Source organism: Glaesserella australis, assembly GCF_003260095.1.
In the GTDB taxonomy this organism is placed as follows: domain Bacteria; phylum Pseudomonadota; class Gammaproteobacteria; order Enterobacterales; family Pasteurellaceae; genus Glaesserella; species Glaesserella australis.
This window is the reverse complement of the sequence record NZ_PTPX01000017.1, coordinates 43,082-68,644: the sequence shown is the minus strand read 5'-3', so window position 1 is coordinate 68,644 and position 25,563 is coordinate 43,082. Positions and strand designations below refer to the sequence as shown.

Annotated in this window: 30 protein-coding genes; 10 read left to right on the top strand and 20 right to left on the bottom strand. The window is 43.8% G+C overall.

Annotated elements, in window-relative coordinates; genetic code table 11:
* Window positions 1-9 precede the first annotated feature (9 nt).
* Both C5N92_RS08645 and C5N92_RS08640 read left to right on the top strand, forming a co-directional pair.
* Window positions 10-348, top strand: coding sequence for an NAD(P)H-dependent oxidoreductase (locus C5N92_RS08645; RefSeq protein ID WP_111750453.1), 339 nt, complete (start codon window positions 10-12; stop codon window positions 346-348).
* Between the two features lie 371 nt (window positions 349-719).
* On the top strand, window positions 720-1,292 hold the full coding sequence (locus C5N92_RS08640; RefSeq protein ID WP_111750452.1) for a TMEM175 family protein: 573 nt from the start codon (window positions 720-722) through the stop codon (window positions 1,290-1,292).
* 69 nt (window positions 1,293-1,361) lie between these two features.
* Here C5N92_RS08640 and C5N92_RS08635 read toward each other — a convergent pair whose 3' ends face one another.
* Both C5N92_RS08635 and C5N92_RS11385 read right to left on the bottom strand, forming a co-directional pair.
* Window positions 1,362-1,907, bottom strand: a complete 546-nt coding sequence (locus tag C5N92_RS08635; RefSeq protein WP_238138451.1) for a ferredoxin--NADP reductase — start codon at window positions 1,905-1,907, stop codon at window positions 1,362-1,364.
* 30 nt (window positions 1,908-1,937) lie between these two features.
* On the bottom strand, window positions 1,938-2,126 hold the full coding sequence (locus C5N92_RS11385) for a ferredoxin reductase domain-containing protein (RefSeq protein WP_238138452.1): 189 nt from the start codon (window positions 2,124-2,126) through the stop codon (window positions 1,938-1,940).
* A gap of 204 nt (window positions 2,127-2,330) precedes the next feature.
* Between C5N92_RS11385 and C5N92_RS08630 the strand changes: the two genes are divergently transcribed.
* Complete coding sequence (locus C5N92_RS08630; protein WP_111750451.1) at window positions 2,331-2,891, top strand: flavin reductase family protein; 561 nt, start codon at window positions 2,331-2,333, stop codon at window positions 2,889-2,891.
* A gap of 79 nt (window positions 2,892-2,970) precedes the next feature.
* On the opposite strand, the gene C5N92_RS08625 is transcribed toward C5N92_RS08630, so the two are convergent.
* Window positions 2,971-3,390, bottom strand: a complete 420-nt coding sequence (locus C5N92_RS08625; protein WP_111750450.1) for a tautomerase family protein — start codon at window positions 3,388-3,390, stop codon at window positions 2,971-2,973.
* 10 nt (window positions 3,391-3,400) lie between these two features.
* Complete coding sequence (locus tag C5N92_RS08620; RefSeq protein ID WP_111750449.1) at window positions 3,401-4,177, bottom strand: SDR family NAD(P)-dependent oxidoreductase; 777 nt, start codon at window positions 4,175-4,177, stop codon at window positions 3,401-3,403.
* 146 nt (window positions 4,178-4,323) lie between these two features.
* Between C5N92_RS08620 and C5N92_RS08615 the strand changes: the two genes are divergently transcribed.
* Window positions 4,324-4,770, top strand: coding sequence for a winged helix-turn-helix transcriptional regulator (locus tag C5N92_RS08615; protein WP_111750448.1), 447 nt, complete (start codon window positions 4,324-4,326; stop codon window positions 4,768-4,770).
* A gap of 69 nt (window positions 4,771-4,839) precedes the next feature.
* Here the strand turns inward: C5N92_RS08615 and C5N92_RS11260 are convergent, their stop codons facing one another.
* Window positions 4,840-4,989 carry a hypothetical protein gene (locus C5N92_RS11260; RefSeq protein ID WP_161494258.1) on the bottom strand — a complete coding sequence of 50 codons (150 nt, stop codon included), beginning with the start codon at window positions 4,987-4,989 and terminating at the stop codon, window positions 4,840-4,842.
* A gap of 259 nt (window positions 4,990-5,248) precedes the next feature.
* Between C5N92_RS11260 and C5N92_RS08610 the strand changes: the two genes are divergently transcribed.
* Window positions 5,249-5,980, top strand: coding sequence for a YhjD/YihY/BrkB family envelope integrity protein (locus C5N92_RS08610; RefSeq protein ID WP_161494259.1), 732 nt, complete (start codon window positions 5,249-5,251; stop codon window positions 5,978-5,980).
* A 46-nt stretch (window positions 5,981-6,026) separates the two neighbouring features.
* Here C5N92_RS08610 and C5N92_RS08605 read toward each other — a convergent pair whose 3' ends face one another.
* Window positions 6,027-6,878: an AraC family transcriptional regulator gene (locus tag C5N92_RS08605; RefSeq protein ID WP_111750446.1), complete on the bottom strand. Its 852-nt coding sequence runs from the start codon at window positions 6,876-6,878 to the stop codon at window positions 6,027-6,029.
* A gap of 85 nt (window positions 6,879-6,963) precedes the next feature.
* Between C5N92_RS08605 and C5N92_RS08600 the strand changes: the two genes are divergently transcribed.
* Window positions 6,964-7,743, top strand: a complete 780-nt coding sequence (locus C5N92_RS08600) for an SDR family NAD(P)-dependent oxidoreductase (protein WP_111750445.1) — start codon at window positions 6,964-6,966, stop codon at window positions 7,741-7,743.
* A gap of 112 nt (window positions 7,744-7,855) precedes the next feature.
* Here C5N92_RS08600 and C5N92_RS08595 read toward each other — a convergent pair whose 3' ends face one another.
* The 3 genes from C5N92_RS08595 to C5N92_RS08585 form a co-directional block, all read right to left on the bottom strand.
* A complete protein-coding gene (locus tag C5N92_RS08595) occupies window positions 7,856-9,319 on the bottom strand; it encodes a subtype B tannase (protein ID WP_369828951.1) in 1,464 nt (487 codons plus the stop codon).
* 163 nt (window positions 9,320-9,482) lie between these two features.
* The gene (locus C5N92_RS08590) at window positions 9,483-10,061 is read right to left on the bottom strand and encodes an NAD(P)H-dependent oxidoreductase (protein ID WP_111750443.1); all 579 of its coding nucleotides are present in this window, start codon (window positions 10,059-10,061) and stop codon (window positions 9,483-9,485) included.
* Between the two features lie 200 nt (window positions 10,062-10,261).
* Window positions 10,262-10,876: a LysE family translocator gene (locus C5N92_RS08585; RefSeq protein ID WP_111750442.1), complete on the bottom strand. Its 615-nt coding sequence runs from the start codon at window positions 10,874-10,876 to the stop codon at window positions 10,262-10,264.
* 109 nt (window positions 10,877-10,985) lie between these two features.
* On the opposite strand from C5N92_RS08585, the gene C5N92_RS08580 reads away from it, so the two are divergent.
* The gene (locus C5N92_RS08580) at window positions 10,986-11,444 is read left to right on the top strand and encodes an Lrp/AsnC family transcriptional regulator (protein WP_111750441.1); all 459 of its coding nucleotides are present in this window, start codon (window positions 10,986-10,988) and stop codon (window positions 11,442-11,444) included.
* A gap of 130 nt (window positions 11,445-11,574) precedes the next feature.
* Here the strand turns inward: C5N92_RS08580 and C5N92_RS08575 are convergent, their stop codons facing one another.
* From C5N92_RS08575 to C5N92_RS08565, 3 genes are all read right to left on the bottom strand, one after another.
* Window positions 11,575-12,237: an NAD(P)H-dependent oxidoreductase gene (locus tag C5N92_RS08575; protein WP_111750440.1), complete on the bottom strand. Its 663-nt coding sequence runs from the start codon at window positions 12,235-12,237 to the stop codon at window positions 11,575-11,577.
* A gap of 10 nt (window positions 12,238-12,247) precedes the next feature.
* Entirely contained in the window at window positions 12,248-13,114 is an 867-nt protein-coding gene (locus C5N92_RS08570) for an NAD(P)-dependent oxidoreductase (RefSeq protein WP_111750439.1), read from the bottom strand.
* Between the two features lie 120 nt (window positions 13,115-13,234).
* Complete coding sequence (locus C5N92_RS08565) at window positions 13,235-13,762, bottom strand: SRPBCC family protein (RefSeq protein WP_111750438.1); 528 nt, start codon at window positions 13,760-13,762, stop codon at window positions 13,235-13,237.
* Window positions 13,763-13,922: 160 nt separating this feature from the next.
* Here C5N92_RS08565 and C5N92_RS08560 point away from each other — a divergent pair, with 160 nt between their 5' ends.
* On the top strand, window positions 13,923-14,822 hold the full coding sequence (locus tag C5N92_RS08560) for a LysR family transcriptional regulator (protein ID WP_111750437.1): 900 nt from the start codon (window positions 13,923-13,925) through the stop codon (window positions 14,820-14,822).
* Between the two features lie 43 nt (window positions 14,823-14,865).
* Here the strand turns inward: C5N92_RS08560 and C5N92_RS08555 are convergent, their stop codons facing one another.
* The 4 genes from C5N92_RS08555 to proC all read right to left on the bottom strand — a co-directional run bounded on the left by C5N92_RS08555 (window position 14,866) and on the right by proC (window position 18,194).
* Window positions 14,866-15,393 (bottom strand): DedA family protein, encoded by a 528-nt coding sequence (locus C5N92_RS08555; protein WP_111750436.1) that lies wholly within the window; start codon window positions 15,391-15,393, stop codon window positions 14,866-14,868.
* The gene (locus tag C5N92_RS08550) at window positions 15,393-16,148 is read right to left on the bottom strand and encodes a glycosyltransferase family 2 protein (RefSeq protein WP_111750435.1); all 756 of its coding nucleotides are present in this window, start codon (window positions 16,146-16,148) and stop codon (window positions 15,393-15,395) included. The genes C5N92_RS08555 and C5N92_RS08550 overlap by 1 nt, the downstream gene beginning before the upstream one ends.
* Before the next feature lie 82 nt (window positions 16,149-16,230).
* Window positions 16,231-17,379, bottom strand: a complete 1,149-nt coding sequence (locus tag C5N92_RS08545; RefSeq protein ID WP_111750434.1) for a 3-phenylpropionate MFS transporter — start codon at window positions 17,377-17,379, stop codon at window positions 16,231-16,233.
* The gene (proC, locus tag C5N92_RS08540; protein ID WP_111750433.1) at window positions 17,376-18,194 is read right to left on the bottom strand and encodes a pyrroline-5-carboxylate reductase; all 819 of its coding nucleotides are present in this window, start codon (window positions 18,192-18,194) and stop codon (window positions 17,376-17,378) included. The genes C5N92_RS08545 and proC overlap by 4 nt, the downstream gene beginning before the upstream one ends.
* A 204-nt stretch (window positions 18,195-18,398) precedes the next feature.
* On the opposite strand from proC, the gene rdgC reads away from it, so the two are divergent.
* Together rdgC and C5N92_RS08525 are read left to right on the top strand one after the other, a co-directional pair.
* Window positions 18,399-19,307, top strand: a complete 909-nt coding sequence (rdgC, locus tag C5N92_RS08535) for a recombination-associated protein RdgC (protein WP_111750432.1) — start codon at window positions 18,399-18,401, stop codon at window positions 19,305-19,307.
* A 284-nt stretch (window positions 19,308-19,591) separates the two neighbouring features.
* Window positions 19,592-20,830, top strand: a complete 1,239-nt coding sequence (locus tag C5N92_RS08525; RefSeq protein ID WP_111750430.1) for a multifunctional CCA addition/repair protein — start codon at window positions 19,592-19,594, stop codon at window positions 20,828-20,830.
* Window positions 20,831-20,852: 22 nt separating this feature from the next.
* Here C5N92_RS08525 and cpdB read toward each other — a convergent pair whose 3' ends face one another.
* From cpdB to hscA, 4 genes are all read right to left on the bottom strand, one after another.
* Window positions 20,853-22,826 carry a 2',3'-cyclic-nucleotide 2'-phosphodiesterase gene (gene cpdB / locus C5N92_RS08520; RefSeq protein ID WP_111750429.1) on the bottom strand — a complete coding sequence of 658 codons (1,974 nt, stop codon included), beginning with the start codon at window positions 22,824-22,826 and terminating at the stop codon, window positions 20,853-20,855.
* A gap of 131 nt (window positions 22,827-22,957) precedes the next feature.
* Complete coding sequence (gene iscX / locus C5N92_RS08515) at window positions 22,958-23,152, bottom strand: Fe-S cluster assembly protein IscX (RefSeq protein ID WP_111750428.1); 195 nt, start codon at window positions 23,150-23,152, stop codon at window positions 22,958-22,960.
* Complete coding sequence (gene fdx / locus C5N92_RS08510) at window positions 23,152-23,493, bottom strand: ISC system 2Fe-2S type ferredoxin (RefSeq protein ID WP_111750427.1); 342 nt, start codon at window positions 23,491-23,493, stop codon at window positions 23,152-23,154. Before fdx ends, iscX begins: the two co-directional genes overlap by 1 nt.
* Before the next feature lie 152 nt (window positions 23,494-23,645).
* Entirely contained in the window at window positions 23,646-25,502 is a 1,857-nt protein-coding gene (gene hscA / locus C5N92_RS08505; RefSeq protein WP_111750426.1) for a Fe-S protein assembly chaperone HscA, read from the bottom strand.
* Window positions 25,503-25,563 lie beyond the last annotated feature (61 nt).

Sequence of the window (25,563 nt, the reverse complement as noted above, 5' to 3'; positions counted from 1 at the left end):
GAGCAAACAATGAAAATTCTACAAATCCTAGCCCACCCTGATTTTGCTAATCCACAACGTGCGGCAAACCAACTGGCACAAGCAGGTTTAGACAAACTTTCTGCATTACCAAGTGCGGAAATCATCACTTATAACCTTTACGATCCGAATTTCCATTTGCCACGCATTGTGGCAGAAACCTTAAACGTGCGTGATCCTGCCTTGATGTCAGAGACACAAAAGCAAGATTTTGCTGCACAACAGGCAATTCTTGAAAATTGGAAATCGGCGGATTTGATTTTTATCTACTCGCCAATCCACAACTTCAACGTGCCGTCTAAATTAAAAGATTTTTTGATAACGTGTTGATTATCGGGCAAACGTTCGCCTTTACGGAATTAGGCTACAAAGGCTTAATGTCTGATGCAACTAAAGTTACAGCGGTACTCACGAGTGGCAGCGATTTCAGCACTGACTTCCGTTATCAAACCCTTGACATCGCCCCGCAATTCTTACGCGTGGCGTTGCATAATATGTCACAATATGAAACTGATTCGTGCGCAAGGCTTAGACATTATCGGCAACGATAAAGCCGCCTTAGTTCAACAGGCAAAACAAGAGTTAGTGCAACATATTGAACATTTAACCTTATAATGAGTAGCAAGCGGTCTCTTTTCGATGCAATTTTGCAAATTTCATCGAAAAACAGACCGCTTTTTTATTGATAAAAAGGAAGTAATATGTCTAAAGAACGACTTGCGGCTTTTACAGACGGTGTATTTGCCATCATCATTACCATTTTAGTGTTAGGATTATATCGCCCAACCGCCATCAATGCGGACGAGCTGATTATTTTAGCGGAACGCTTTTTTTGTTACACCTTAGCGTTTTTCTGGCTAGGTAGTATTTGGGTGCATTTGCACAACAGTTGGGAACGTGTGGAACGTATTTCGCAAGGCACAATTTGGTGGAGCATTATTTTTCTCTTTTTCACATCGTTAGTTCCCCACGCTAACGCCATTATGGACGACCATTTTTACGATCCCATTTCACAGATTTTATATGGTATTGTCGTTTGTGGCACGGTGATTACTTATATGTTGCTTAACCGCCAGCTCTACCAAATCAACCCACAACTCGCCACATCGCATCGTAAATTGCATTATTGGCTGATTGCTAGTTTGCTTGTTATTCTGATCGGTATGGGATTAAGTCTTACCATTTACCCTGCCAGCGTCTCTTTTGCAGTATTGGCAAGTTTGCTGTTTGTGATGATCCCTAGCCATTTCTATGTAAAAAATCATCAGGCGTAAGGGCTTTGCGGAAATTTGCGGAAAAATAGAACAAGGGCAGTTGTGGGGAACTGCCCTGTTTGTTGGGGGTTAGAAAGCGTGTTCCATCATAATTTCTCCATCTTTATGTACTCTGTGTAAGGTAAATCCTTGTTCTTTCAAGGTTTCATAGCTCTCTTTAACCATTGTGGGATTGCCACAAATTAAAAAGCGAGTATGTTCTTTAGTAAACGGAAAATTCAACACTTTCGCTAATTCGCCGGATTTGAGCAACGCAGGAATACGCTGCTGTAATGCCCCTGCAACCGTTTCACGAGTGATAACTGGCTGATAAACAAATTTTTGAGCAACGAGCGGATTTTGGCATAAACGCTCAAAATGCTCTGTAAAAACAAGATCTTGCTGATACGATACCGAATGTACCAACACCACTTTTTCAGCCTGTTGCCATAAATCATTACGGCTCAACATAGAAAGAAAAGGGGCAATGCCCGAGCCTGTGGCTAACATCACGATTTCTTTGCCCTGCGGAATACGGTCTGAAGTAAAAAAGCCCATTGATTTGTTGTCAATCAATAACTTATCGCCCACTTTCATCTGAGCAAAATGTGCCGACATCACGCCGTCTTCGACCAAAATGGCATAAAAATCAAGGGGATCTGCTTGCTACGCCGAAATCATCGAATAAGCTCGCCACACATATTCGTTGCCGTCCCAAAAGCCGAGTTTGGTAAATTGCCCTGCAACAAAATTAAAATGTGCTGGGCGGCTAATACCAAAAGACATCAGCTTTGGCGTGTGATGTGTAATCCATAAAACTTCTTGTTCACTAAAACGCTGTTCTTGGTTTTCCATTATGATTTTCCTATTACAAATTAAAGATAGCAGGATTATATAAACCAAAATTAAACGAATAAATGGGGTAAAATCGTTTTCTTTTTACGAGAATACGGATAATTCTGTCTTTATTAGGATAGATGGAATAAGAAAAAAGCGGTCAGATTTTGCTGAAATTTTGCTAAACTAAAGCAAATTCATTTATAAAAAAGGAAATACACAATGGCAATGCAACCTGTTGAATTAGAAAAATTTTACCGTTTAATCAATCACGGACCGACGACGATTATTTCTGCGGCGGCGGACTGTGTGGAAAATGTGATGTCGGCGGCGTGGGTGTGTGCGGTGGATTTTGCACCGAAAGCGAAACTTTCCGTGATTTTGGATAAACAAACTTTTACGCGTTCGCTGGTGGAAAAAAGTGGCGAGTTGATTGTGCAAATTCCTGTGGCTCGTCAGGCGGAATTGGTAATTGCGTTAGGCGAAAGTCGCAAAGAGAATCCAAACAAAATGGATCAAGTAGAACGCTTTTATCAAGACGGCATTGCCGCCCCATTTGTGAAAGGCTGTGCAGCGTGGATTCATTGCAAAGTGATTTCTGAACCTGAAAACCACCAAAACCACGATTTATTTGTCTGCGAAGTGTTATCAGCGTGGGCTGATGATGAAGTGTTCAGCAATGGACATTGGCATTTTGAAACGGCGGATAAAGGCTGGCGGACATTGCATTACATCACAGGCGGGCATTTTTATACCATTGGCGATGCGATTGATGTGGGTTGATTTGCTTTCAGGCTACCTGAAAAGTCTTTGCACCATAAAAATGCCGTCTGAAAAAACTTTTCAGACGGCATTTCCCCTATCAATAAGCAGACGATCTATTTTCTTCACGCCAACGTTGTTCGGCTGGAGTGTTGGGCATAGGCGGTTTAAAACCATTGACCGTCCACAATTCAATCGGCGTTTCGCCAATATGCAATTCCCAGCGATAACCCCGTTCAGCAACATACGGATTTAAAATGCGTGAACACGCCTGTAAAAATTGCTGTTGTGTGGCTTCATCTTTGATAGAACGAGCGATATGGTTAATTGTTACCCGCACAAAATCGGTGGCAGGTTCGCCCCCAATGTACAACTGCGTATCGTCCAAAGGGTGAAACAACACATTCACATAAAATCTAGGTAAAAACGTGGCGTATAAATCGGTAATTTTTACGGCGATTTCGCTTTTATCTTGTTCGCTAAACGCATTTTTAGGGTGATAAATTTTCCACATTGGCATAAAAAACTCCTTATGCTTGATAACGTTCGGCAGGATTGCCAGATTGGGTGAGTGCTTGCATTAATTGACCACGACTCATTTCAAATTGTTGCCATGTATCCAGTTGTGGCAAGGTCGGATAACACACGCTTTCGCCTTGTGCCAATGCGGTCAATGCCGTATCAACCAAAGTTTCAGGTGTCATAAATAAATGTTCGGGAAATGGGGCAGGTTTATCGCCAAAAAATTCCGATTTAACAGGACCAGGCATCACCACTTGGGCAAACGCACCATGTGGCGACAACTCGGCATGCAACGCACGAGTAAAATTCAATACATAAGCTTTGGACGCACTGTATGCCCCAGCCCCTGCACTTGCCATATGTGCCACGATAGAACCGATATTCACAATCGTCCCTTGTTTTTCACGGATAAAGCGTTTGGACGCAACTAACGACAAACGTGATAAGGCTTGCACATTCACTTTAATCACTTCATCAATTTGCGACCAAGTAATCTGTTCTGCCATACCCAACGCCCCCAAGCCTGCACAATTCACCAAAAGGGCTAAATTCTCTTGCTGTTCAATCAAATGGCTCACGCTCTCTTGCCCACTTTCTTCACTCAAATCGGCAGTATGAACGGTAATATTGACTGAATATTGGGTACGAATTTTGTCTGCCAACTGTTCCAAACGCTCACGGCGACGGGCAACCAATACCAAATCATAGCTTTGTTTGGCTAAACGCTCGGCATATACCGCCCCAATTCCTGATGAAGCACCTGTAATTAACGCTGTTTTTGTCATTGCTTGACTCCTATAAAAATTATGACTGGTTAAGATGTGCGCATCTTAACTCTTATAATTAGAGTTAGTCAAGCTCTTATTATTGAAGTTTTGTAACTTTTTTGATAAAGTATTGATATTACAATTATTTTTTATGGAATTTTTGAATGAAATCAAATGATTTTGACAATATCGTGTGTCCGATTGCCGATGTGTTATCGGTGTTGGGCGATAAATGGTCTGGTTTGGTCTTGCGGGATTTGATGTTGGGCATCAGCCGATACAGCGATTTTAGAGCGTCTAGCAACATTACCAACGCCACATTAAGCGACCGCCTGAAAACGCTAGAACAAAACGGTTTGGTACAAAAACAGCTTTACCAAACTCGCCCAGACCGCTACGAATACCATTTAACGCCACAAGGTCAATCTATGGCGTGGGTGATGTTGGCTCTGGCGAAAGTGGGTACGCAATGGAATTTATCAGGCTGGGAAAATGTGCCGTTACGCTTTGTCAATCAACACACAGGCAATCCCATTCGCTTGACCGTTGTGGACGATGTCAGCGGTCAAGAAGTGGCTTTACACGACTTGAAAATAGAACGGGATAAATAAAAAATGCCGTCTGAACCCAAATTCAGACGGTATTATCATTTTCTAATTCCACAATCTTTTAAAACTTAATCACTTCACTTTCATCAGGCACAAACACTCTATCGCCCAAGCGGTGTTTTTGTACAAACTGGCACAGTTGTTCACGGCTGAACTCGCCTCGACTGCCAACATTGCATTGTAAGATTTTGTGTTTAACGCGGCATAGTTCATTCGTTGCATTTTTATTTTCCTTATTTATTAAAACTGTGGCGGATTATAGAAAGGAAGAGCGTTCGGATAAATAGCAAAAAATCGTTATCTTTGTACGAGAATACGGATAATTGACGTGGTTTCGCGGACTTTTTAAGTCGCTCAAAAACAAAAGAGCGGTCGAATTTTGACGTGTTTTTGCAAATTAATAATAAAATCTCAGCAACCTTTTATTTTCAGCCATTTTATGCTAATTATTAGCACAAGCCTTTTATCTCACATTACGCTTATGTTTACTCAAACTTTTACACGACTCAAACAATATCCCATTCAGCTTTATGCGACTTCGCTGACCTATTACAGCCTGATTGCCCTTGTGCCGTTACTGTCATTTTGGTTAGGATTACTGGAAAAGCTCGGTATTGACGATCTGTTTCACACTGTGATGCACGGCTTTCTTGAACCAATGGGGCAAGTGGAAAGCATTGTCGGCAGTACTTTGTTTGAGTTTGTGCATAACACGCATAAAGGGCTTGCTGACCATTTTACCGTCAGCTTTTTCTTTCTCGCTATTCTGTTCTTTATTTATAAAATTGATAATACAATCAATCAGTTATGGAGGATCAAAAGTAAATTAGATTGGCATTTCGTGAAAACGTGGGGCGGAATGTTTTTGCTGATTTTGCTGTTCTCTGCCCTACTTTTTGCGATCAAATCTTTCCCAAAACCCATTCAATATCTTTGTAATTACAACGTAGCTTTTACGCTATTAATCTGGATTTTCTTCACCTTACCCCGCACAAAAATTCATCTCAAAGCAGCTCTCTGTGGCTCCCTTTGCTGTCTTGTTGGCTGGTTGCTGATAAGCCGCCTGTTCCAACTGCTGATTTACTGGAACGACACCTATTTAGTCGTCTTCCACGATTTTGTCGGTATGATGATTATGCTACTTTGGATTAACTTGCTTTGGGTGTTGCTTTTGACTTCGACAGTATTGGTTAAAGAGATGAATAAAAATTAAGTACCCGCATTTTATAGTAAGTACTTTTGCCTATATATTTTAGTACCTACAATTTATCTGCCAAATACCCTTCCCGAAACCCTTTTGGCGTTGTTCCTTCGTACTTTTTGAAAAACTTATTGAAGTGGGTCGCTTCTTCAAAACCAAGTTGTAAGGCGATTTGTTTGATCGATTGTTGCGTATGCACTAACAGCCGTTTTGCCTCTAGCAACAGTCGTTGATTGATGACCGTTTTGGCAGGTAAACCTGTATGAGCAAGGCAAGCTGAGCCTAGCGTTTTTTCGGTACAGGCAAGCTGTTCGGCGTAAAATTGTACTTGGTGTTTGCTACGAAAATGCTGTTCAAGCAGTTGTCTAAATTGTTGCCAACGTTGTTTTTTGTGGTCTTGTGCAGACGGTTTTTCCGCATAAAGCGTGGTTAAAAGTGCGAGAAAACTGTGCAACTGCGTTTGCAATAAAGGCTGATAAGTTTGTCCGTGCCAGTCAAAATGACGACATTGTTTGAGCTGTTTTAACGCCAATTCAAGCAAGCCAGCTTGTTCAGCTGTAACTTGTTGTTTTTGTGGCAACGTTTGCCCTAACTCTGCACTCAACCATTCCGCTGGAAAGGACAAGCCCCAGCCGTCCCAGCCTTGCATTGAAAGAAAATGATGCACCTGTTGCGGACGAATTAACAACCATTCGCCCGTTTGTTGTGTGACCTGCTGAAAATCCAACAAATGCGGACATTCGCCTTCCGTCACCCACAGCCACACATAACAATCAAAGCGGTGCTGTGCATTTAATTGCTGACGAGCCAGTTCATCGGCTTGCAAATCGCTTTGAGTAAATTCGCTAAACAGACAAATTTCTAACTCTGCGGTTTGGATAATTTCAATCTTATTTCCTGTTTTTGCCATAAATTAGCCTATTTTTACCTTTTTATACCGCAATTTTTACGGAATAATACACAGTATCAAAATCAAAGACAATAAGGAATAAAAAATGACACAAACCGCTTTAATCACAGGGGCATCAAACGGTATCGGTTTAGAGTTCGCAAAAATTCACGCAAAACAAGGGGGCGATTTGGTGTTAGTCGCTCGTTCTGCGGACAAACTCGCCGAACTTGCCGATGAATTACGCCAAACCTACAACGTCAAAGTGACCACCATTGCACAAGATTTAGCCCAACCTCAAGCAGCACAAGCGATTTTTAACGAAACCGAAAAACTCGGCATTCAGGTGGATATTTTGATCAACAACGCAGGCGTGGGCGGTCACGGTCGCTTTTTTGAGCGTGATTTAGTCAAAGAAAGCCAAATGATCCAGCTCAACATCGCCAGTTTAACGGAATTGACCCACTTTTATTTGCAAGGAATGGTCGCTCGCAAACAGGGCAAAATTTTGAATGTCTCGTCCACCGCAAGCTTTTTACCTGGCCCGTTGCAAGCGGTTTATTACGCCAGCAAAGCCTATGTTACTTCCTTCAGCCAAGCCATTGCTGAAGAAGTGCGTGAATTTGGTGTAACCGTGACCGCACTTTGCCCAGGTGCGGTGGCAACAGGTTTCGTTGCTGCTGGCGATTTGCAAGGTGTAGATGCGTGGAAAAATGCAAAAACGCCTGAAGAAGTCGCCGCTTACGGTTACAAAGCAATGCAACAAGACGAACTTGTGGCGTTTAACGAAGCGAAATTAAAATTTGCGTCTGACTGGGTTCTACCGTTTTTACCTCGCAAAACGGTATTGAAAATATCGAGAATGGCAATGGAGAAGAAAAAGTAGCTTAAAAAACGGAGATAATTCAAGCCACTTTATAGATAGCACTAGTGTTCACGCTGGTGCTTTATTCAATCCGAATTTGCAAATTTTAGTAGTAAACTGACCGCTCACTTACCTATTTACTAATACTATCCGCCCACTTAAACAATTCATCTAAATCATAATCGCCCGAATGTGGTACGCCCCAAGGGGTTGCATAATCCACATTTTTACCAGCCATATTGAGCTTCACGGCTAAAATTGCAGAAATAGCGTAGGATGTATCTCGGTCAGAGCTACCAACACGAATACGCCAATGTTGTGCGGCATTTGGATTATCGAGATAATTCATTGCATTCATCATTTTAACCGTTTGAGCATCTGCCATTCCGCCCTGTTTTGTTGAATGAGCAAGGGCATATGGGGTGAAGTGCTGATTATTGGCACTTTCCGTACCGAACAGGTTATTTTCACCTGTGCTTAAATCAAAGGCATCAAACGCAGGCGGCGATTTCATTCGTTTTTCTGAATGAATATAACCGTTCCAATCCATATCGTTTACGCCGTCTTTGCTTAACGTTAGCCAATTTTTATCGCTTAAATCAGCACCATTTTTGCGAGCCGTATCTGCCGCCTTAACCAGCACATTTTTCAGATAGGTTTTAAACGAGCCATTGCCTTGAGCATCAAGGGTAAGCGGATTGCCGTTTTCGTCTTTCAAGTTCAAGCTGTTTAGATAAGCAGGGAACGCCGCTTTTAACTCGTCAGAGACCTTGATTTGCTCAGCGGTTAATTCGCCTTCGATTTTCGGCATCGGTTTTGAACGGTCATTGAAACTTGCCGCATTGAGCTTGCTCATATCCATACGGCTAAATTGGTTTAAGCCGTTAAATTCCCACTCATACGCCATATCCGCGTGTTCAAGGTTAGTAATCGGGCAGTAAGCGGACACCGCAAAAATCGCATCGCTTGCTTCAGCTGCTCCGATCTTTTTAAGTTCCGCCACATAATCAGCGTGATTAGCACTTGCCCCTAACAATGCCGATAACGCCCCACCTGCACTGGTTCCGTTTGAGATGATTTTGTTCGCATCCCCTGCCATTTTCGCATCGTTAAAGTGCAAATAACGCACCGCCGATTTTAAATCCACAATCACTGCTGGGGCTTTGCCCGTATATTTGCCGTCTTTCTCAAGGGTACGCCCACGAGCACCCACGCTTGCTACCACATAGCCTTTAGAAAGTGCGGTGACAATCGCATTCGGTTTATCGTTTGAGCCAAAGCCTTTTTTATCATAGGTTGCCGCTTTGGCTGGCATATAACCGCCTACCGCATTTGGTAAGAAAATCGGGGCAGTGTTGGCGTTAAAACCGTTGATAGAGTCGCCATTAAAATAGGCTTCTGGCACATAAACATTGAGTGTTTGATAATCAGGTTCTAACGGATTTTGCACATACACAATTTTCTCAAAAGCACGGAATTTAATGCTCTCGCCGTTTACTGTCGCTTCAAACAAGCGGTAGTTTTTATCGTTAAAATTGAGATCAAAGCCCGTTTCCGTCTGGTTGAAATAAGGACGATCCGCCAACGGATCAGGCATTGTCGGCGGTGCAGCAAATACGCTTGATACCGTGGTTGCAAAAAGCAGTGTGGTTAAAGTGTTGAGTTTCATCTTGTTCTCCGAGTAGTCCAAGTTATATAAGAGTTTATATAAGACGCTAAAATGGTTCAATGAGTTCCCGAATTGAGAAAAAAAGATGAAATTAGCCAAACACTTTCTCTAAATGTGCTTGATAATCCGCTAAATATTTCGGAACATCAGGGGCTTTAATCACATCGTTGCAAATAAAGGTTGGCAAACGGCTCATCCCTAAAAATTCATTAGCTTTATGGAAATGTAGATACAGCCCATCCACGCCGTTGCCTTCAAAGAAATCTCCTTCACGGGTAAACGCCTCAATCGGGGCATTCCATGTTAAAGAAAGCATATGTTTTTTACCTTGCAACAAACCACCCGTGCCATAACCCTCTGTCGGGTTCACACGGTGGCGACCATCGCTTTGGTACAACTTGCCGTGTCCCGTTGTAAAGACTTCATCCATATATTTTTTCACCGTCCAAGGCTCGTGCATCCACCAGCCTGGCATTTGCCAAATCACCGCATCCATCCAAACGAATTTCTCGATTTCTTCAGCAATATCATAGCCGTGATCAATCACGGTTTCTTGCACCTGATGCCCAAGTGCGGTCAAAACTTCTTTCGCTTTTTGATGTAACGTATGGTTCAACTCACCATGTGAATGACCAAAATTTTTACCACCATCTAATAATAAAATATTCATTTTTTCTTCCTTCTTTGGATAGGTCATAAAAAAGGCGTTACGCCCTGATAAGTGTATGTACGCTTATTATAGAAAAGATGACAAGGTAAGTTAAATCAGGATTTAAAATAGCCCTTATCAGAAAAGATGATATGAGAAAACGAGGGAAAAGTGCGGGCAAAATTTGCAATATTTTTCTAAATTCTGACCGCTTGTTAAGACTAAATTAAATACACCTGTTCCCCCAATAACAACAGGGCAATGGTGATCATCGCCACGCCTGAAAAGCGGCTGATCCAACGGGATAAATCGGGGCGGTAGCGTAAACTGATGCCGACACCCAAGCCCACAAAAGGGTAAATCAAGGCACAGTTGGCAATGTGAATTAAACCGAAAAACAAGGTTTGAACAGGCATTGAAATGTTAGTTTGTGCCGTTAAAAATTGGGGGATTAAGGCTAAAAACATCAGCAACACTTTCGGATTTAAACCGCTTACCGCAATGCCTTTGACGATCCACTGCCGTGCAGGTTGTTGCTCGCCTTGGCTTTCGCCCACTGCTGGCGGTTGGCATAACACTTGTTTACCTAGCCATAACAAATAAGCCGCACCGAGAAAGGTCAAGGCTTGTAGCAACACAGGAAAGGCAACGACCAACGCCCCCACGCCAGCCATTACCGCAAAGATCACGAGCAAATAGCCCAATAACATTCCCAATAACGCCGTGAACACTTTGTTTTTCATTCCTGCCGACATCACATAAGCCCAGTCCGCACCAGGGGTTAAGGTCAATGACATTGATAACGCCCAAAAGCTCCATAACATTGTTTCCGACATTTTTTCTTCCCTTTAACTCAAATTTAATGCCATTATTGTAGCAATCTTGCCCTAGAAAGAAGTTGCAAAGATTGCTAAGATAAGCCTTATTTTTAGAAGATTATTGCGTATGGATAGAATAGATCGAAAAATTCTTGCAGAAATGCAAAAGAATGGGCGAATTTCTCTCACAGAATTGGCGGATAAAATCGGCATCAGCCTCTCGCCTTGCCAACGGCGTGTAAAACAACTAGAACAAAACGGCGTAATTCAAGGCTACCAAACGGTAATTGACCCCAAAGCCGTGGGGCTAGATTTCTCCGCCATTGTGTTTGTAACCTTGAAAAATGTGGTGATGGACGATGTGGCTAAATTTGAATTGGCGTTGCAAGATCTGCCCGAAATTATCCAAGCACAACGCTTATTTGGCGACATCGACTATATTTTGCACATCGTCACACCATCGCTAGAATCTTTCCAACTCTTTTACGACAAAAAACTCACCAGCCTGCCAAATGTGTTGCGACTAAGCTCCACGCTGGTAATGAAAGAAGTTGTGCCAAAACGAGCCTTGCCGTTGAAGATTTAAACGGGAAAAGTGCGGTGGGATTTGTATAGACTTTTGTAAATTTCTGCTCTCCGAAAATCAATAGCTAACAAATCTTCCCAAAATCCCACCGCACTTTGTGTAATGCTAAAAATTTCGCATTCAAGTTAAATTATTTAATAAATTCAACCACTTGCTCAAAAACTTGGCGTGTTTTCGGGCGAGATTCTTGTTTGCGATAACCAAACGCTACCATTACGCTTAACTTAAATTCCTTTGGATCAAATAACCCTTTTTCTGCCAGCAATTTTTCCATTTTGGCATAAGGAAAGCCTTCAATGGGTGTGCTGTCAATGCCGATCATTGCGGCGGCGGTGAGCATATTCCCTAGCGCAATATAACTTTGTTTACACGCCCAATCGTAAAAAGCTCGTGGATTGTCGGCAAACTCGCCTTCAAATTGGCTGTATTGACGGAAAAAGTTTAAACGCATTGCAATGGCATCTTCAGGTAGCTGTTGCACCGTACGCATAAAATGCGGTAAGTAATCGCCGTTTGGGTCAAGAGTGGTTTGATGACGCACTAAAATCACCACAAAATGGCTAGCATCAGTCGCTTTTTCGCCTGCACCCCACGCATTTTCGCGAATCAGTTGCTTGATTTCTGGGTTTTCAATTACTAAAAATTTCCACGGTTCAAAGCCAAACGAACTCGGCGATAAACGCCCTGTTTCGAGAATAAAACGGAAATCGTCATCGCTGATTTTCTTACTCGGATCATAAACTTTGCAGGCGTGGCGGAAGTGATATGCTGCTAAAATTTCATCTTTATTCATTGGTTTTTCCTTATTTTTCTAACACTTTTACCACGGCGGACATTTGTAAATCGCCGTAACCTTGTGCAATGGCTTGGTTAAATAATTGATGGGTTTGCGTAATCACAGGGGCGGATTCCGCTTGTTTTGCCGCTTGTAAGGTATAAGCCAAATCTTTGGTTAAAAGTTCCACTGGGAAAAGCGGTGCAAAGTTTTCGCTTAACATCGAATTTGCCGCCATTTGTACCACGCCACTCCAAGCGGATGTATTGCTTACGGCATTCAAAATGGCTGGCACATCGCTATGTTGGTGTTTGAGTAAAGTGATCAATTCCGCTACCACCGCCACTTGCACGCCCATTAGGGTGTTGGTCGCCAATTTTGCCAAAGCACCCGAACCAATTTGCCCGATCACTTGCTCAGCCGTTTTACCCATTACCACTAAAATCGGTTTCGCTTGCTCAAAAATCTCCTGCTCGCCAGCCACCAAATAGACTAATTGCCCCATTTCGGCGTGCGGACGCGTGCCTGATACTGGCGCCTCTAAAAGAGCGGTCTGATTTTCCGCAAATTTTACCGCCAACTGTTGAATCCACTGATACGTCAGCGTAGAGCTTTCAATAGCGATCGCCCCAGCTTTCATTCCGTATAACGCCCCCGTTTCCTGATCCAACCAAACCTGTGCCGATGCCTCATTATCTCGCACCATTGCGATCACAAAATCCGCATTTTCCGCCGCTTGTTTTGGTGTTTCCGCCCAGCTCGCCCCTTGTTGTAGCAAAGGCTGTGCCGCATTCGGGCTGCGGTTCCACACTTTCACCTTAAAACCCGCTTGCACCAAACGGCTCGCCATTCGGCTGCCCATTGCCCCTAATCCTAAAAAAGCGATCGTTTTCATATAAACCTCTTATTTATCAATCTGTTAAATAACGTTTAAGCTAAAGCAAGTAAAAAAGTGCGGTGAAATTTCAAGTGGTTTTGCGTTTGCAAAATTTCCACAAAATCCCACCGCTTGCTATTAGTAACTGGTTTTGTTTTTCGCCGCTTTTGTTAAGCCGTCAAGCCACGCTTGGTGTCCGTTTACCATTGGGTTTGGCACGGTTTCCGCTAAGCCTTTGGCGAGTTTACCGATTTGGCTTTCTTCGGTGAGCACACGCACGCGGTTGTTTGGCAAATCTTCTAAAATCCACGCGTGATACACATCGCTGAAATCTTCGCCTTCGCCGAAGGTGCCTGACCACGCAAGGCGGACAAGGCTGCCGTTTTCGCTGATGTCAAACTCTTCCACTTTGCAAGTGACGTGAAAGCCGAATGTGTCGAACACAAAGTTCGCATTGGCAGAAAGCTGGCTGGTTGAGCCGTCGCCCACCACGATGTTTTCAGCGTTTTGGTAGTAAGTTCCCCACGCTTTGGTATCGACTAAGTAAGGCAATACGTCTGCAACGCTTAAGTTTTTAACGATCACTTCGTTTGAAACGTAGTTGTCGGTTTCGCCTGGGGTGTATTTTGCTGGCCAAATGATTGCTGGTTGTGAATAAGTTGTCATTTTAAATTCCTTTGTTTATCAATAGGTTAAAAAGTATGTACTAGCGTTTTCGCTATGGGGGCATTATAGGTAGGGTTAAAATATAAGTAAAATCACTATTTAATATAATCCACATCAGGTAAAATGATATTAAAAGCAATCAAACAGACAAAGGGACAAAATGAAATCACTTTATCAACTGGATCTTAACTTACTTAAGGCTTTTGCGGCACTAATGGAAGAACGCAGTGTCAGCAAGGCGGCAGAGCGTTTAGCCATTACCCAGCCTGCGATGAGCGGTATTTTGGTGCGGTTACGGGAAAGTTTTGATGATCCACTTTTTGTGCGGGTGCAACGGGGCGTTGTGCCGACCAATCGGGCGTTAGAACTGGCGCCGCAAGTGAAAACAGTGCTACATCACGTTGAATTATTGTTGCAACCTGCGGAATTTGATCCGCAAACCGCCGAATTGACGGTGCGGATTGCCTGTACGGATTATGCGATGCGAGCGGTGATCGTGCCGTTTTTGAAATTGCTCAAAAAGCAAGCTCCGCACATCAAAGTAGCAGTGTTGGCGATTAACGAAAGTGCGGTGCAAAATCAGCTCGAACAGCGACAAATTGACTTTGCGTTGGTCACGCCCGAGTTTCAAGCCCCCGATATTCACGCCAAAAATTTATATGACGAACGCTATGTGTGTGCCGTGCGACACGACCACCCGATAGCCCAACAATCGCAACTTTCCCTTGAACAATTTTGCCAGTTGGAACAAGCATTAGTGTCGTATCGTGGCGGCAGTTTCAGCGGCGTGACCGACCAAGCCTTGCAAGAGCTTGGCTTGCAGAGAAATGTGAGTGTATCGGTACAAAATTTCATCGTCCTACCCGAATTGCTCACCGAAAGCGACCTACTCGCCGTGGTGCCAGAACGCTTAATCGCAAACTTGCCCAACATCAAATGTTTCGAACCGCCTTTAGCCATCAAAGGCTTTACCAAAACTCTCATCTGGCACGAACGCACCCACAAAGATCCCGCGTATCGTTGGGTGAGAGAGTTGATGGCGAGGGCTTGTGGGAGTTAATTTTGAATGAAACAAGCGGTGAGATTTAGCCAATTTTCTACAACTACCCAAAAATCATCGTCCAATAATCACTCCCCTTTGCCAAAGCATAACCGATCACAAAAAATTGTGCGGTGCCGATGATAATTCCCCATAGGCTTGCCAAAAAGACGGTGCTCAAAGGCAATCGCATTGAGCCTGCTAGCAGTGGCATAAATTTGGAGAGCGGACCGGTAATACGAGCGATGAAAATCGCCATTCCGCCACGTTTGAGCATTAAACGGTAGGCTCGGCGGTAGTGTAAACGGCGTTTGGCTTTGGGGCGAATATATTTGGCGGCGATCTGCTTGCCATAACGTTTGCCGACAAAATAGCTCAATACATCGCCTAATAATGCCGCTGCCCAAATCAGTGGCACAATCCACCACTGTGAAGATTGGGCGACAAAATAGCCGCCTGCGATAAAGAAAAATTCGCCTAGTACAAATAAACTCACGCCAATAAAGGCATCAGCAAATGCCCCTAAGCATAAAATCGCAGGCAGCCACGGTGAACTAAACCACGCCACCAACCAATCAGGAAGTCCGCTCATTAGGCTTTATCGTAGTGACCAAACGGATAGTGAATTTCGTTATTGCGTAACTCGCCACGCCACATTCTCATTACGTTGGCTTTCAAATAGGTGTAGCCCATTTTGAAAATACCGTCTTGATTTAAACGACGAGTATTGAACTCAAAAAAGACCGGCAACATACGGAATTTCACTGTTTTTGACGCACGGTTCACATAGTCGCAATCTTCGCACAGGCTGATCTGCGTATCAAAACCGCCTAACATTTGATGAACGGTTTTCGTAGAAAAAATACAAGCGCCCGTGCAAGTTGGAAACGTATATTGTGTTGCCACCATACCTAAATCAAACAAACGCACACCCACTCGATTTAACCGTGACGGTTCCGTACAATTCATTCTACCTGCACCAACTAATAAACGCTTGTTAATCAAGGCGTTCAAAGCGTTGCCGAGAAAATCAGGGGCAATACGCACATCGGCATCAAAAAAGACAATCCGCTCATATTTCGCATTTTCCGCTCCAGTGTTACGCCCAAGACTATGCCCACGTTCAGACATCACCACAGTGCGTAAATCTAATCTGTCTTGATAAGATTGAGCAATCTCAACGGTATTGTCATCACTATTGCTATCCACCACAATCACTTCAAAATTTTTGTATTGTTGAGCGACGAGATCATTAAGGATATTGCCGATATTTTTAGATTCATTTAGGGTAATAATCACCACGCTGAGAGGGCAGTGTTCCGAAAATAAAGAAGTTTGATTTCTCATTTGCTTTCCTTTCCAATTTAGAGCTGAATGAGAAATACTCTAATCTATAAACCTTAAAAAAATCTTAAGAAAGTAATTTATTTTATAATCTTACCCCAACCCTTTTCGGCACAATAAAAATTGCTGGCAACACAAACAACACCATTAGCCAAAAACTGCCTGTTGGCGAAACTTCGTACACCAATCCTGCAATAAAGGTAAACAGTGCCATAAACATACAACTTGCAAAGCCGAAATAGAGAGCCTGAAGTTTAGCAATCTGTTCTACTGGTTGCGTAGAAATATAGCGGATCATCGCATAATGCCCTGCTCCGTAAGAGATCGAGTGGAACATTTGCAGAGCCATTAACATTGCGAGATTTGTGTTTGAAGCCAACAAGCCCCAACGAACCGCAGAGCCAATAGCAGAAAGTAGCATCAAGTGATAAATTGTCCAGGTTTTGAACAGTCTATTCGCAAAGAAGAAAAAGAGAATTTCAGAGACAACCGCCAATCCCCACAACAAACTGGCTTGTTGGGTCGAAATCCCCGTGGAAGCCCAATAGATTGTGCTGTACGCATAATAGGCGGCGTGGGAGGCTTGAATAAGCGATACGGCTAACAACATTTTGAATGTGGTTGGCACTTTCAAGAGATCGATATAGCTCAAATCGGACTGGCTTTTGTTTGCCGATTGCTCAAAATAGTGGGTCGGTTTTGCCACTAAACCTGTGCCAAGAAAAACCAACCAGCCGATAATAATCCCAATAATCGCACTTTCGCCTAGCCAACCGACCAAATAGCCCGTACTGACCGAGCCAACCACAAACGCAATCGAGCCAAATAAGCGAGTTTTGCCGTAATCAATGCCTGCTTGCTGTTGCCATGTTGAGGCAATGGTATCAGCAATCGGCATTGCCCCGCCGTTAAAGATATGAAACAAGGCAATGGCAGGGAATAAAATCCAAATGGATTGTACCCCAAAAGCGACCAAAAACAGCGTTGCAATCGCTGCCCAAGTTAGCCATCTAGCAAGGGAAAGCAGTTGGTTTGGGTGTTGCACTCGTTTTGAAAAAAACATTGCCCCTAAAAAGCGAAACAGATAGCCTGAGGCAATCAGCAAGCCGATCAACCCCGAATTATAGCCGTGATGATTAAGCCACACGGGTAAAAACGGCAACAGCACGCCATAGGCACAATAAAAGCCGAAAAAGTTAAAGGACGACCATTGAAACGGGCTAAGTTTTATCATAGTAATTTTTCCATCTCTTCCGCCCGCTTGATCGCAGCCAACATCGCCTGCTCAACGGTTGCGGTTAATTCACGCTGTTCAAATACGGCTAAGGCTTGAGCCGTTGTGCCGCCTTTGGACGTCACATTTTCTCGCAAGGTGGCAAGCGGTAGTTCAGGATTTTCCACCACCATTTTCGCCGCCCCCAACGCCACCGATTGCACCAAATAACGAGCGTCTGGTTCGCTAAAGCCCATTTTCACCGCCGCGTCTTGCATTGCTTCCATAAATTTGAAGAAATAAGCAGGGCTTGAGCCGGTAATCGCAATAATTTGGTTCAACTGGGCTTCCGTCTCCACCCAGTAACATTTGCCCACCGCCGAAAGTAGCTGTTCGGCAAATTGACAAGCGGTCTGTTCGACCGATTTTTTTGCAAATAATCCCGATATTCCTTCGCCAATCAAGGACGGTGTATTCGGCATAGTTCGCACGATATTTTTCGCAGTTGGCAACAACTGTTCAAGGCGAGCCACCGAAATCCCAGCCGCCACCGAAATCACCCATTTTTGACGGAAATCGACCTGTGCAAACTCAGCACACACGTCCGACATCATCTGCGGTTTCACCGCCAATATCACCACATCAGCTTGTTCCACCGCCTGCACATTATCCAGCTCAACCTGCACGCCCATCGCCCGAAGCTGTTCTCGCCGAGCTTCGTTACTTTTATTGCGAGCGATAATGTGTGCCGCCGGATAACCGCTTTTAATCAAGCCTGAAATTATCGCAAACGCCATATTGCCCGCCCCGATAAAAGCGATTTTTTTGTGTTGCATTGGGTTCTCCTTGTTTTTGTGAAATGGGTTTTAGCGTAGAATACGTAAGTTTTCCTTTAGCTTGTAGGGACACACTGCGTGTGTCCGCCTATCTATTTTTGTGTAAAGGCGATATTCAACGGACACACGCAGTGTGTCCCTACATCTATGTTGCTAAAGAAAAAAGATAATGACTATTCTACCCCACTAACAAAGGATCACTAAATGTTTTGGCTCAAAAATATAATGATTTACCGTTTAACCAGTGAATTGTCGTTTGACAGCAACGAACTGGAAAGCCAATTACAACAGACCAAGTTCACCCCTTGTCAGCAAGGCGATATGCAAAAATTTGGCTGGTCGGCACCGCTTGCAACCAGCGATTTATTGCATTTTGCTCAAGGCAAACAGTTTCTGTTGGTTTCCCATAAAGAAGAAAAATTGTTGCCGGCACAGGTGATTAAAAAAGAAACAGAAAGTCGCATTGCAGCCCTTGAGCAGAAAGAACAACGCAAGTTAAAGAAAACCGAAAAACAGGCGATTAAAGATGATGTGGTGGCGATGTTGCTGCCACGAGCGTTTAGTAAACATCAATTTACGGCGATTTGGTTAGATTTGGATAAACAGCTGGTTTATGTGGATAGCGGTTCGGCAAAACGGGCTGAAGATACACTGGCATTATTGCGAAAATCGCTCGGCTCACTGCCTGTTGTGCCGATTTCCTTTGCGTTGCAACCAAGCGAAGTGATGACCGATTGGCTTGCCAAAGGGCATACACCAAGCTGGCTGACCTTGTTGGAAGAAGCAGAGCTGAAATCCTTTGACACCGACAGCGTTATCCGCTGTAAACGCCAAGATTTAGAGAGCGATGAAATTGCACAGCACTTACAAGCGGGTAAATTCGTCACCAAACTTGCGTTAGATTGGGAAAATCATTTTTCGTTTGTATTGAACGAAGATGCGACATTGGTAAGGGTGAAATTTGCCGATGAAGTGCGTGAGAAAAATGATGATATTCTCAAAGAAGATAAAGCCCAACGCTTTGATGCGGATTTCTTGTTGATGACAGAAGAATTGCGTCTGTTTACCGAGAAATTAGCGGAAGAGTTTGGGGGAGTGAAAATAAATCTGTAAATTTTTAAGATGGTGTATGTTTTTAAACCAAAATTGTTTGAAATATATAACTCATTGATTTGTAAAATTCCCTTCCCCCGTTTACGGGGGAAGGTGCCGAAGGCGGAAGGGGGGATTGCAAACGAAGTTTGCAAAATTTTAGCGATATTTAACCGCTTGCAGTTTACTCGTTGGGCAAATCCCCCCCTCAGCCTTCGGCAGCTCCCCCCGCAAGCAGGGGGAGCAAATTTGTATTTCGAACATTTGTGGTTTCTTACACTATTATTTAAAACAAAGAGAAAACAATGAAAACCTATCTCGTCGGCGGTGCAGTGCGTGATCAACTGCTCGGCTTGCCTGTAAAAGATCGCGATTGGCTGATTGTCGGAGCGACACCTGAACAGCTTTTGGCACAAGGCTATCAGCAAGTCGGCAACGACTTTCCTGTGTTTTTGCACCCACAGACCAAAGAAGAATACGCCCTTGCTCGCACGGAACGCAAAAACGGCAATGGCTACAACGGCTTTGTCTGTGATTTTGCCCCTGATGTTACCTTGGAACAAGATTTGATCCGCCGTGATTTGACGATTAACGCTATCGCTGAAGATCTAGACGGCAATTATCACGATTTTTACGGCGGTATGGCTGATCTGGAGAATCGGCAACTTCGCCACATCTCCCCTGCCTTTGCAGAAGATCCGTTGCGAGTGTTGCGTGTGGCTCGTTTTGCAGCACGCTTTTATTCTCTTGGCTTTCGTATTTTCCCTGAAACTGCAAAATTAATGCAGGAAATGACCGCTTGTGGTGAGCTGAATCATTTAACCGCTGAACGTGTGTGGTTAGAAACACAGAAAGCTTTTGAAACAGATGCTCCGCAGATCTATTTTCAAGTTTTGCGTGAAGTCGGGGCGTTGAAAGTGTTGTTCCCTGAAGTCGATGCCCTGTTTGGCGTGCCGCAACCTGAACAACATCACCCTGAAATTGATTCGGGTGTACATACTTTGTTGGTGTTGGAACAGGCGAAAAAGTTAGCAACACAGGCGAAAGATCCTGAAAGTCTGTTATTTGCCGCACTCTGCCACGATCTTGGTAAGGCTTTGACACCAAAGGATATTTTGCCCCACCACTACGGACACGAGCAGAAAGGTGTTGCCCCAACCGAGCAGTTAGCCACTCGGCTAAAAGCCCCAAGCCATTGCAAAGAGTTTGCTAAGTTAGTCGCAGAGTTTCATACCCATAGCCACAAAATCATGGAATTACGTCCTGAAACGGTGGTGAAACTATTTAATAAATTAGACGTTTGGAGAAAACCTGAACGCTTTTTTGACTTTTTATTGGTCTGCGAAGCGGATAGCAAAGGACGTTTAGGCTTTGAAAACAGAGAATATCCACAAGCAGAATATGCCAAACAGCTTTATACGATTGCAAGCCAAATTGATGTGCAAGAAGTGATTAAAGACGGCTTTGAGAAAGCGGGGATTAGAGCCGAGCTAGATAAACGCAGAGCAAAAGCGATTCAAGAATGGAAAAAATCCCACTCTTAAAATAAGAGTGGGAATTTGCTAATTATTTTGTCAAATCAATCTGATAAATCGCAAAGCCGGTTTCATCGGTACCGACTAACGACATTGGATATTGTGCTTTTTCGGCGATAAAGGCTTTAGCTTTGTCGCTTGGCGATGTTTCAAAACGAACATCTAACTTGCCTTTTGTCACAATCGGCGCAATACGCCAGTTTTTATCTGCCGTTGGGCTAACCTGACCTTTCGCTTTACTCTCTGCACTTATGTAATTCGCAAGAATTTGACGGTTTTCATCCGGTGCGGCAAAGACGATATGATCTTCGCCTGTTCCTGGGAATTTATTACCATAGGCACGATAGTTGTTGGTCGCAATTAAAAATTCTGCTTTTGGATCAACTGCTTTGCCGTTGTAGGTTAAATTCAACACACGGTGAGCCTTGTCGTTAATCAATTTGCATTCGCCATCATAACGAGCCGGTTGAGTAATATCATATTGATACTGCACACCGTCAATCACATCGAAGTTGTAGGTGCGGAAGCCTTCCCAGTCTAATAGAGTTTGTGGCTGTTCATTTGTTGGGTCGATCTGTTTGAACATACCCGCACTGCACTCTAACCACTCTTTTAACTCTTCACCTGTCACTTTCACAACCACCAATGTATTCGGGTAGAGATAGAGATCCGCAGCATTACGGAAAGTTAATTCGCCTTTGTTCACTTCCGTATAGCCATTTGGATCGTTTTTACGTCCGCCTGCTTTAAATGGTGCACCCGCACTTAAAATTGGTAAGCCTGCAAGGTGTGGCAAGCCTTTGACGATATTTTCCACATAGGCTTTTTGAGCTTGATTGACGATTTGCACCGTTGGATCATCTTGAACAAGCGCCAAATAGCTGTACATATTGTCGGTTGCTTTACCGATAGGCTGTGACACAAATTTGCGAGTCGCCTCGTGAACAGGTTTTAATAAAGCGGCAACTTCAGGGTGATTTTCAACAGTGGCAGCTTTTTTCTCATTGTCGTAAATCGGACGCAATACCGCTTTACCGTCCACCACTAACCATTTGCCATTTTGTTTGGCTAAGGTTAAATCTACCACGCTGATATTGTTTGCCCAGTAACCTGCCATTGACTCTGGAATGCCTTTCACCGTCCCTTTTGCAATATCTACATTTGGCGATTTTGCGAACTCTTTATTTGGGAACAAGCGGTGCGAATGCCCAAAAATAACCGCATCAATGCCTTTTACATCAGCAAGATAGAACGCCGAATTTTCCGCTCCCTCTTTGTAAGGTTCATCAGACGGACCTGTGTGTGCCAACGCCACGATTAAATCTGCCCCTGCTTTTTTAACAATCGGCACATACTTTTCAGCGGTTTTCACAATATCACGGGCTTCAACTTTGCCGTCCAAATGAGCTTTATCCCACACCATCACTTGTGGCGGCACAAAGCCGATATAGCCCACATTTAAGGTATGTTTCACGCCGTCTTCATCTACCACGTCTTTTTTCTGAATAAAGTAAGGCTGATAAACTGGCTCATCAGTTCCTGGTTTGACGATATTGGCGTTGATAATCGGGAATTTCGCTTCTTTAATCGCATCATCAAGGTATTTTAAACCGTAATTAAATTCGTGATTTCCCAACGTTCCTACATCATATTTCATCAAATTTAACGCATCGATCGCAGGGTTTGATTTACCTTCTTTATAACCTACCGCTGCTTGATAATCAGCAATCGGATTACCTTGAATTAAGTCACCGTTATCCACCAACACACTGTTTTTCGCTTCTTTACGAGCCTGTTCAATCAAGGTTGCCGCACGGGTAAAGCCGAATTTGGTTGTCGGAGCATCTTTGTAGTAATCAAAATCTGTTAAAAAACTATGAATATCTGTTGTGCCAATCACACGCAATGCAACTTTGCTATCACCAGCCGCAAATGCAAAGCGATTTGCACTAATCGCTAACACTGTTGTTGCACCAATTTGAAGAAAACGTCTTCTGTTCATCATAACAAGTATCCTTATAAATTTAAAAAGGGGCGGTATTATAGGAAAAATTTACGCTAATATATTGATTTTTTTAATAAAAATGTGATTGATATCACAAAAAAGGCTAAAGTACGTTACTTTAGCCTTCTCAATTATTCGTATTCTTCTAACCAAATCGTCAAGATCGCTTCTAAAATATGCTCATTTGACGCTTGGGGATCATCATCAAAATCTTCCATTTCGCAGATCCATTTGTGCATATCGGTAAAACGCACAGTGGTTGGATCTAAATCTGGGTTCATATCATACAGATTTTCTGCGATCATTCTTACATCTGTCCATTTCATTAGTGTGCCGCCTCGTTTGCGTGGTTTAAGTTATATTTTGGAATTTCAACAACGAGATCTTCTTCACCAACAATACATTGACAAGACAAACGGCTGTCCATTTCTAAGCCCCACGCTTTGTCTAACATATCTTCTTCTTGATCTGATGTTTCGTTTAAGCTATCAAAACCTTCACGGATCACAACGTGACAGGTAGTACAAGCACAAGAGCAGTCGCAAGCGTGGTGAATTTCCACCCCTGCGTTATGTGCAACTTCTAGCAAATTTTCACCCGGCTGTGCTTCAACAACCATACCCTCTGGGCAAAATTCTTCGTGTGGAAGAAAAACAATTTTTGGCATAATGTCCTCTAATATCTTCGATTTAACTTGTAGGGTGGGTCTTGACCCACCATAAAAAAATTATATGTGTTAATGGTTTTGGAATAATATCGGTAAAAGCATTTCCCCCCTTTGAAAAAGGGGGGAACCCGACCATAAAATCAGGCGTTTTTTTATCCCATCACATCATCCACCGCCTTACCTGCCAATGCTTTTTGAATGGATAAATTCATTCGTCTTGCCGCAAAGGCTTGGGTGGCGATGTCGAGATCTTTAACACCTTGCTGAATAGCTTGGCGATCTGTGCCTTGTTTAGCCGAAATCAACTTCTGCAACTCGGCTTCAATAGCTTTAAATTCATCAACAGACAACAATTCCGCCCCATCTTCTTGTAAGGCAATAATCACACTGTCGATCACCCGATCTGCTTCAACACGCTGTTCGGCAAGCTGACGGGCTTCCATATCTTGTTTGGCGTTGGTCATTGATGATTTAATCATCTCGGTGACTTCTTCGTCCGTTAAGCCATAAGACGGCTTGATTTGAATGGACGCTTGCACTTTGGTCGATTTTTCCATTGCCGTTACGCTGAGCAAACCGTCCGCATCAACTTGATAAGTCACTCGAATATGTGCCGCTCCAGCGACCATCGGCGGAATGCCACGCAAGGTAAAACGCCCGAGTGAACGACAGTCGTCCACCAATTCCCGTTCGCCTTGTACAACGTGAACGGTCATTGCCGTCTGCCCATCTTTAAAAGTCGTGAACTCTTGGGCTTTTGCCACAGGAATGGTGGTGTTGCGTGGAATGATTTTTTCCACTAAACCGCCCATTGTTTCAATGCCTAACGACAGCGGCACGACATCAATCAACAACATTTCCGCATCAGGTTTATTGCCGACCAAAATATCCGCTTGAATGGCGGCGCCTAATGCCACAACTTTATCAGGGTCAATGGACGTTAAAGGCGTTTTGCCAAAGAACTCGCCCACTTGCTCACGCACAAACGGTACACGGGTTGAGCCGCCGACCATCACCACTTCACGCACTTCTTGAGCGTCCACGCCTGCGTCTTTTAAGGCACGGCGACAGGTCATCAAAGAGCGTTTGACAAGCGGTTGGATTAACTCATTAAATTGCAAACAGCTAATTTCGCCTTGCCAATTTGCAAATTTCACCGCAAAACTATCCGCTTGCGATAAGCCGATTTTCACTTGAGTGGCAAGTGTAAGCAACTCACGCTGTTGGCTTGCGGTTTCAGGTTGAACGCCTGCTTGTTCAGCGATCCAATTAGCAAGTAGATGATCGAAATCATCGCCGCCTAACGCCGTATCACCGCCTGTGGCAAGCACTTCAAACACCCCACGACTTAAGCGTAAAATCGAAATATCAAAGGTGCCACCGCCCAAATCATACACGGCAATCACGCCTTCTTGTCCGCTGTCTAAGCCGTAAGCGATAGCCGCCGCCGTTGGTTCATTCAACAAACGCAACACATTTAGCCCCGCCAAACGTGCCGCATCTTTGGTACTTTGGCGTTGAGCATCATCAAAATAAGCTGGCACGGTAATCACCACGCCTGCCAACTCGCCAGCTAAACGCTTTTCTGCAAACTGATTTAAGTGGCTTAAAATATCCGCCGACACTTCAATCGGGCTTTTGTTACCTTGTGGCGTTTGGATCAACGGCAAGCCGTTATCGCTGGCGGCAAATTGATAAGGTAAATTAGGGTAACGCTGTGCCACGTCCGCCAACGAACGCCCAATCAAACGCTTCACCGAAATCACCGTATGTTGCGGATCCGCTGCCGCTTGAGCAAAGGCTTCAACCCCAACGGTTTTGCTTTGCGAAGAATAATGTACCACTGACGGCACTAACGCCCGTTCTTGCTCGTCTAGTAGCACCGTCGCCTGTCCGCTACGCACCGTTGCTACTAAAGAATTAGTCGTCCCGAGATCGATCCCCACCGCTAAACGATGTTGATGCGGTGCCGCTGATTGACCCGGTTCGGCGATTTGAAGTAATGCCATTTTATTATCTCGTCATTTTATTAAGTTTGAATAACTCTCTCCCGCTTGCGGGAGAGAGTAA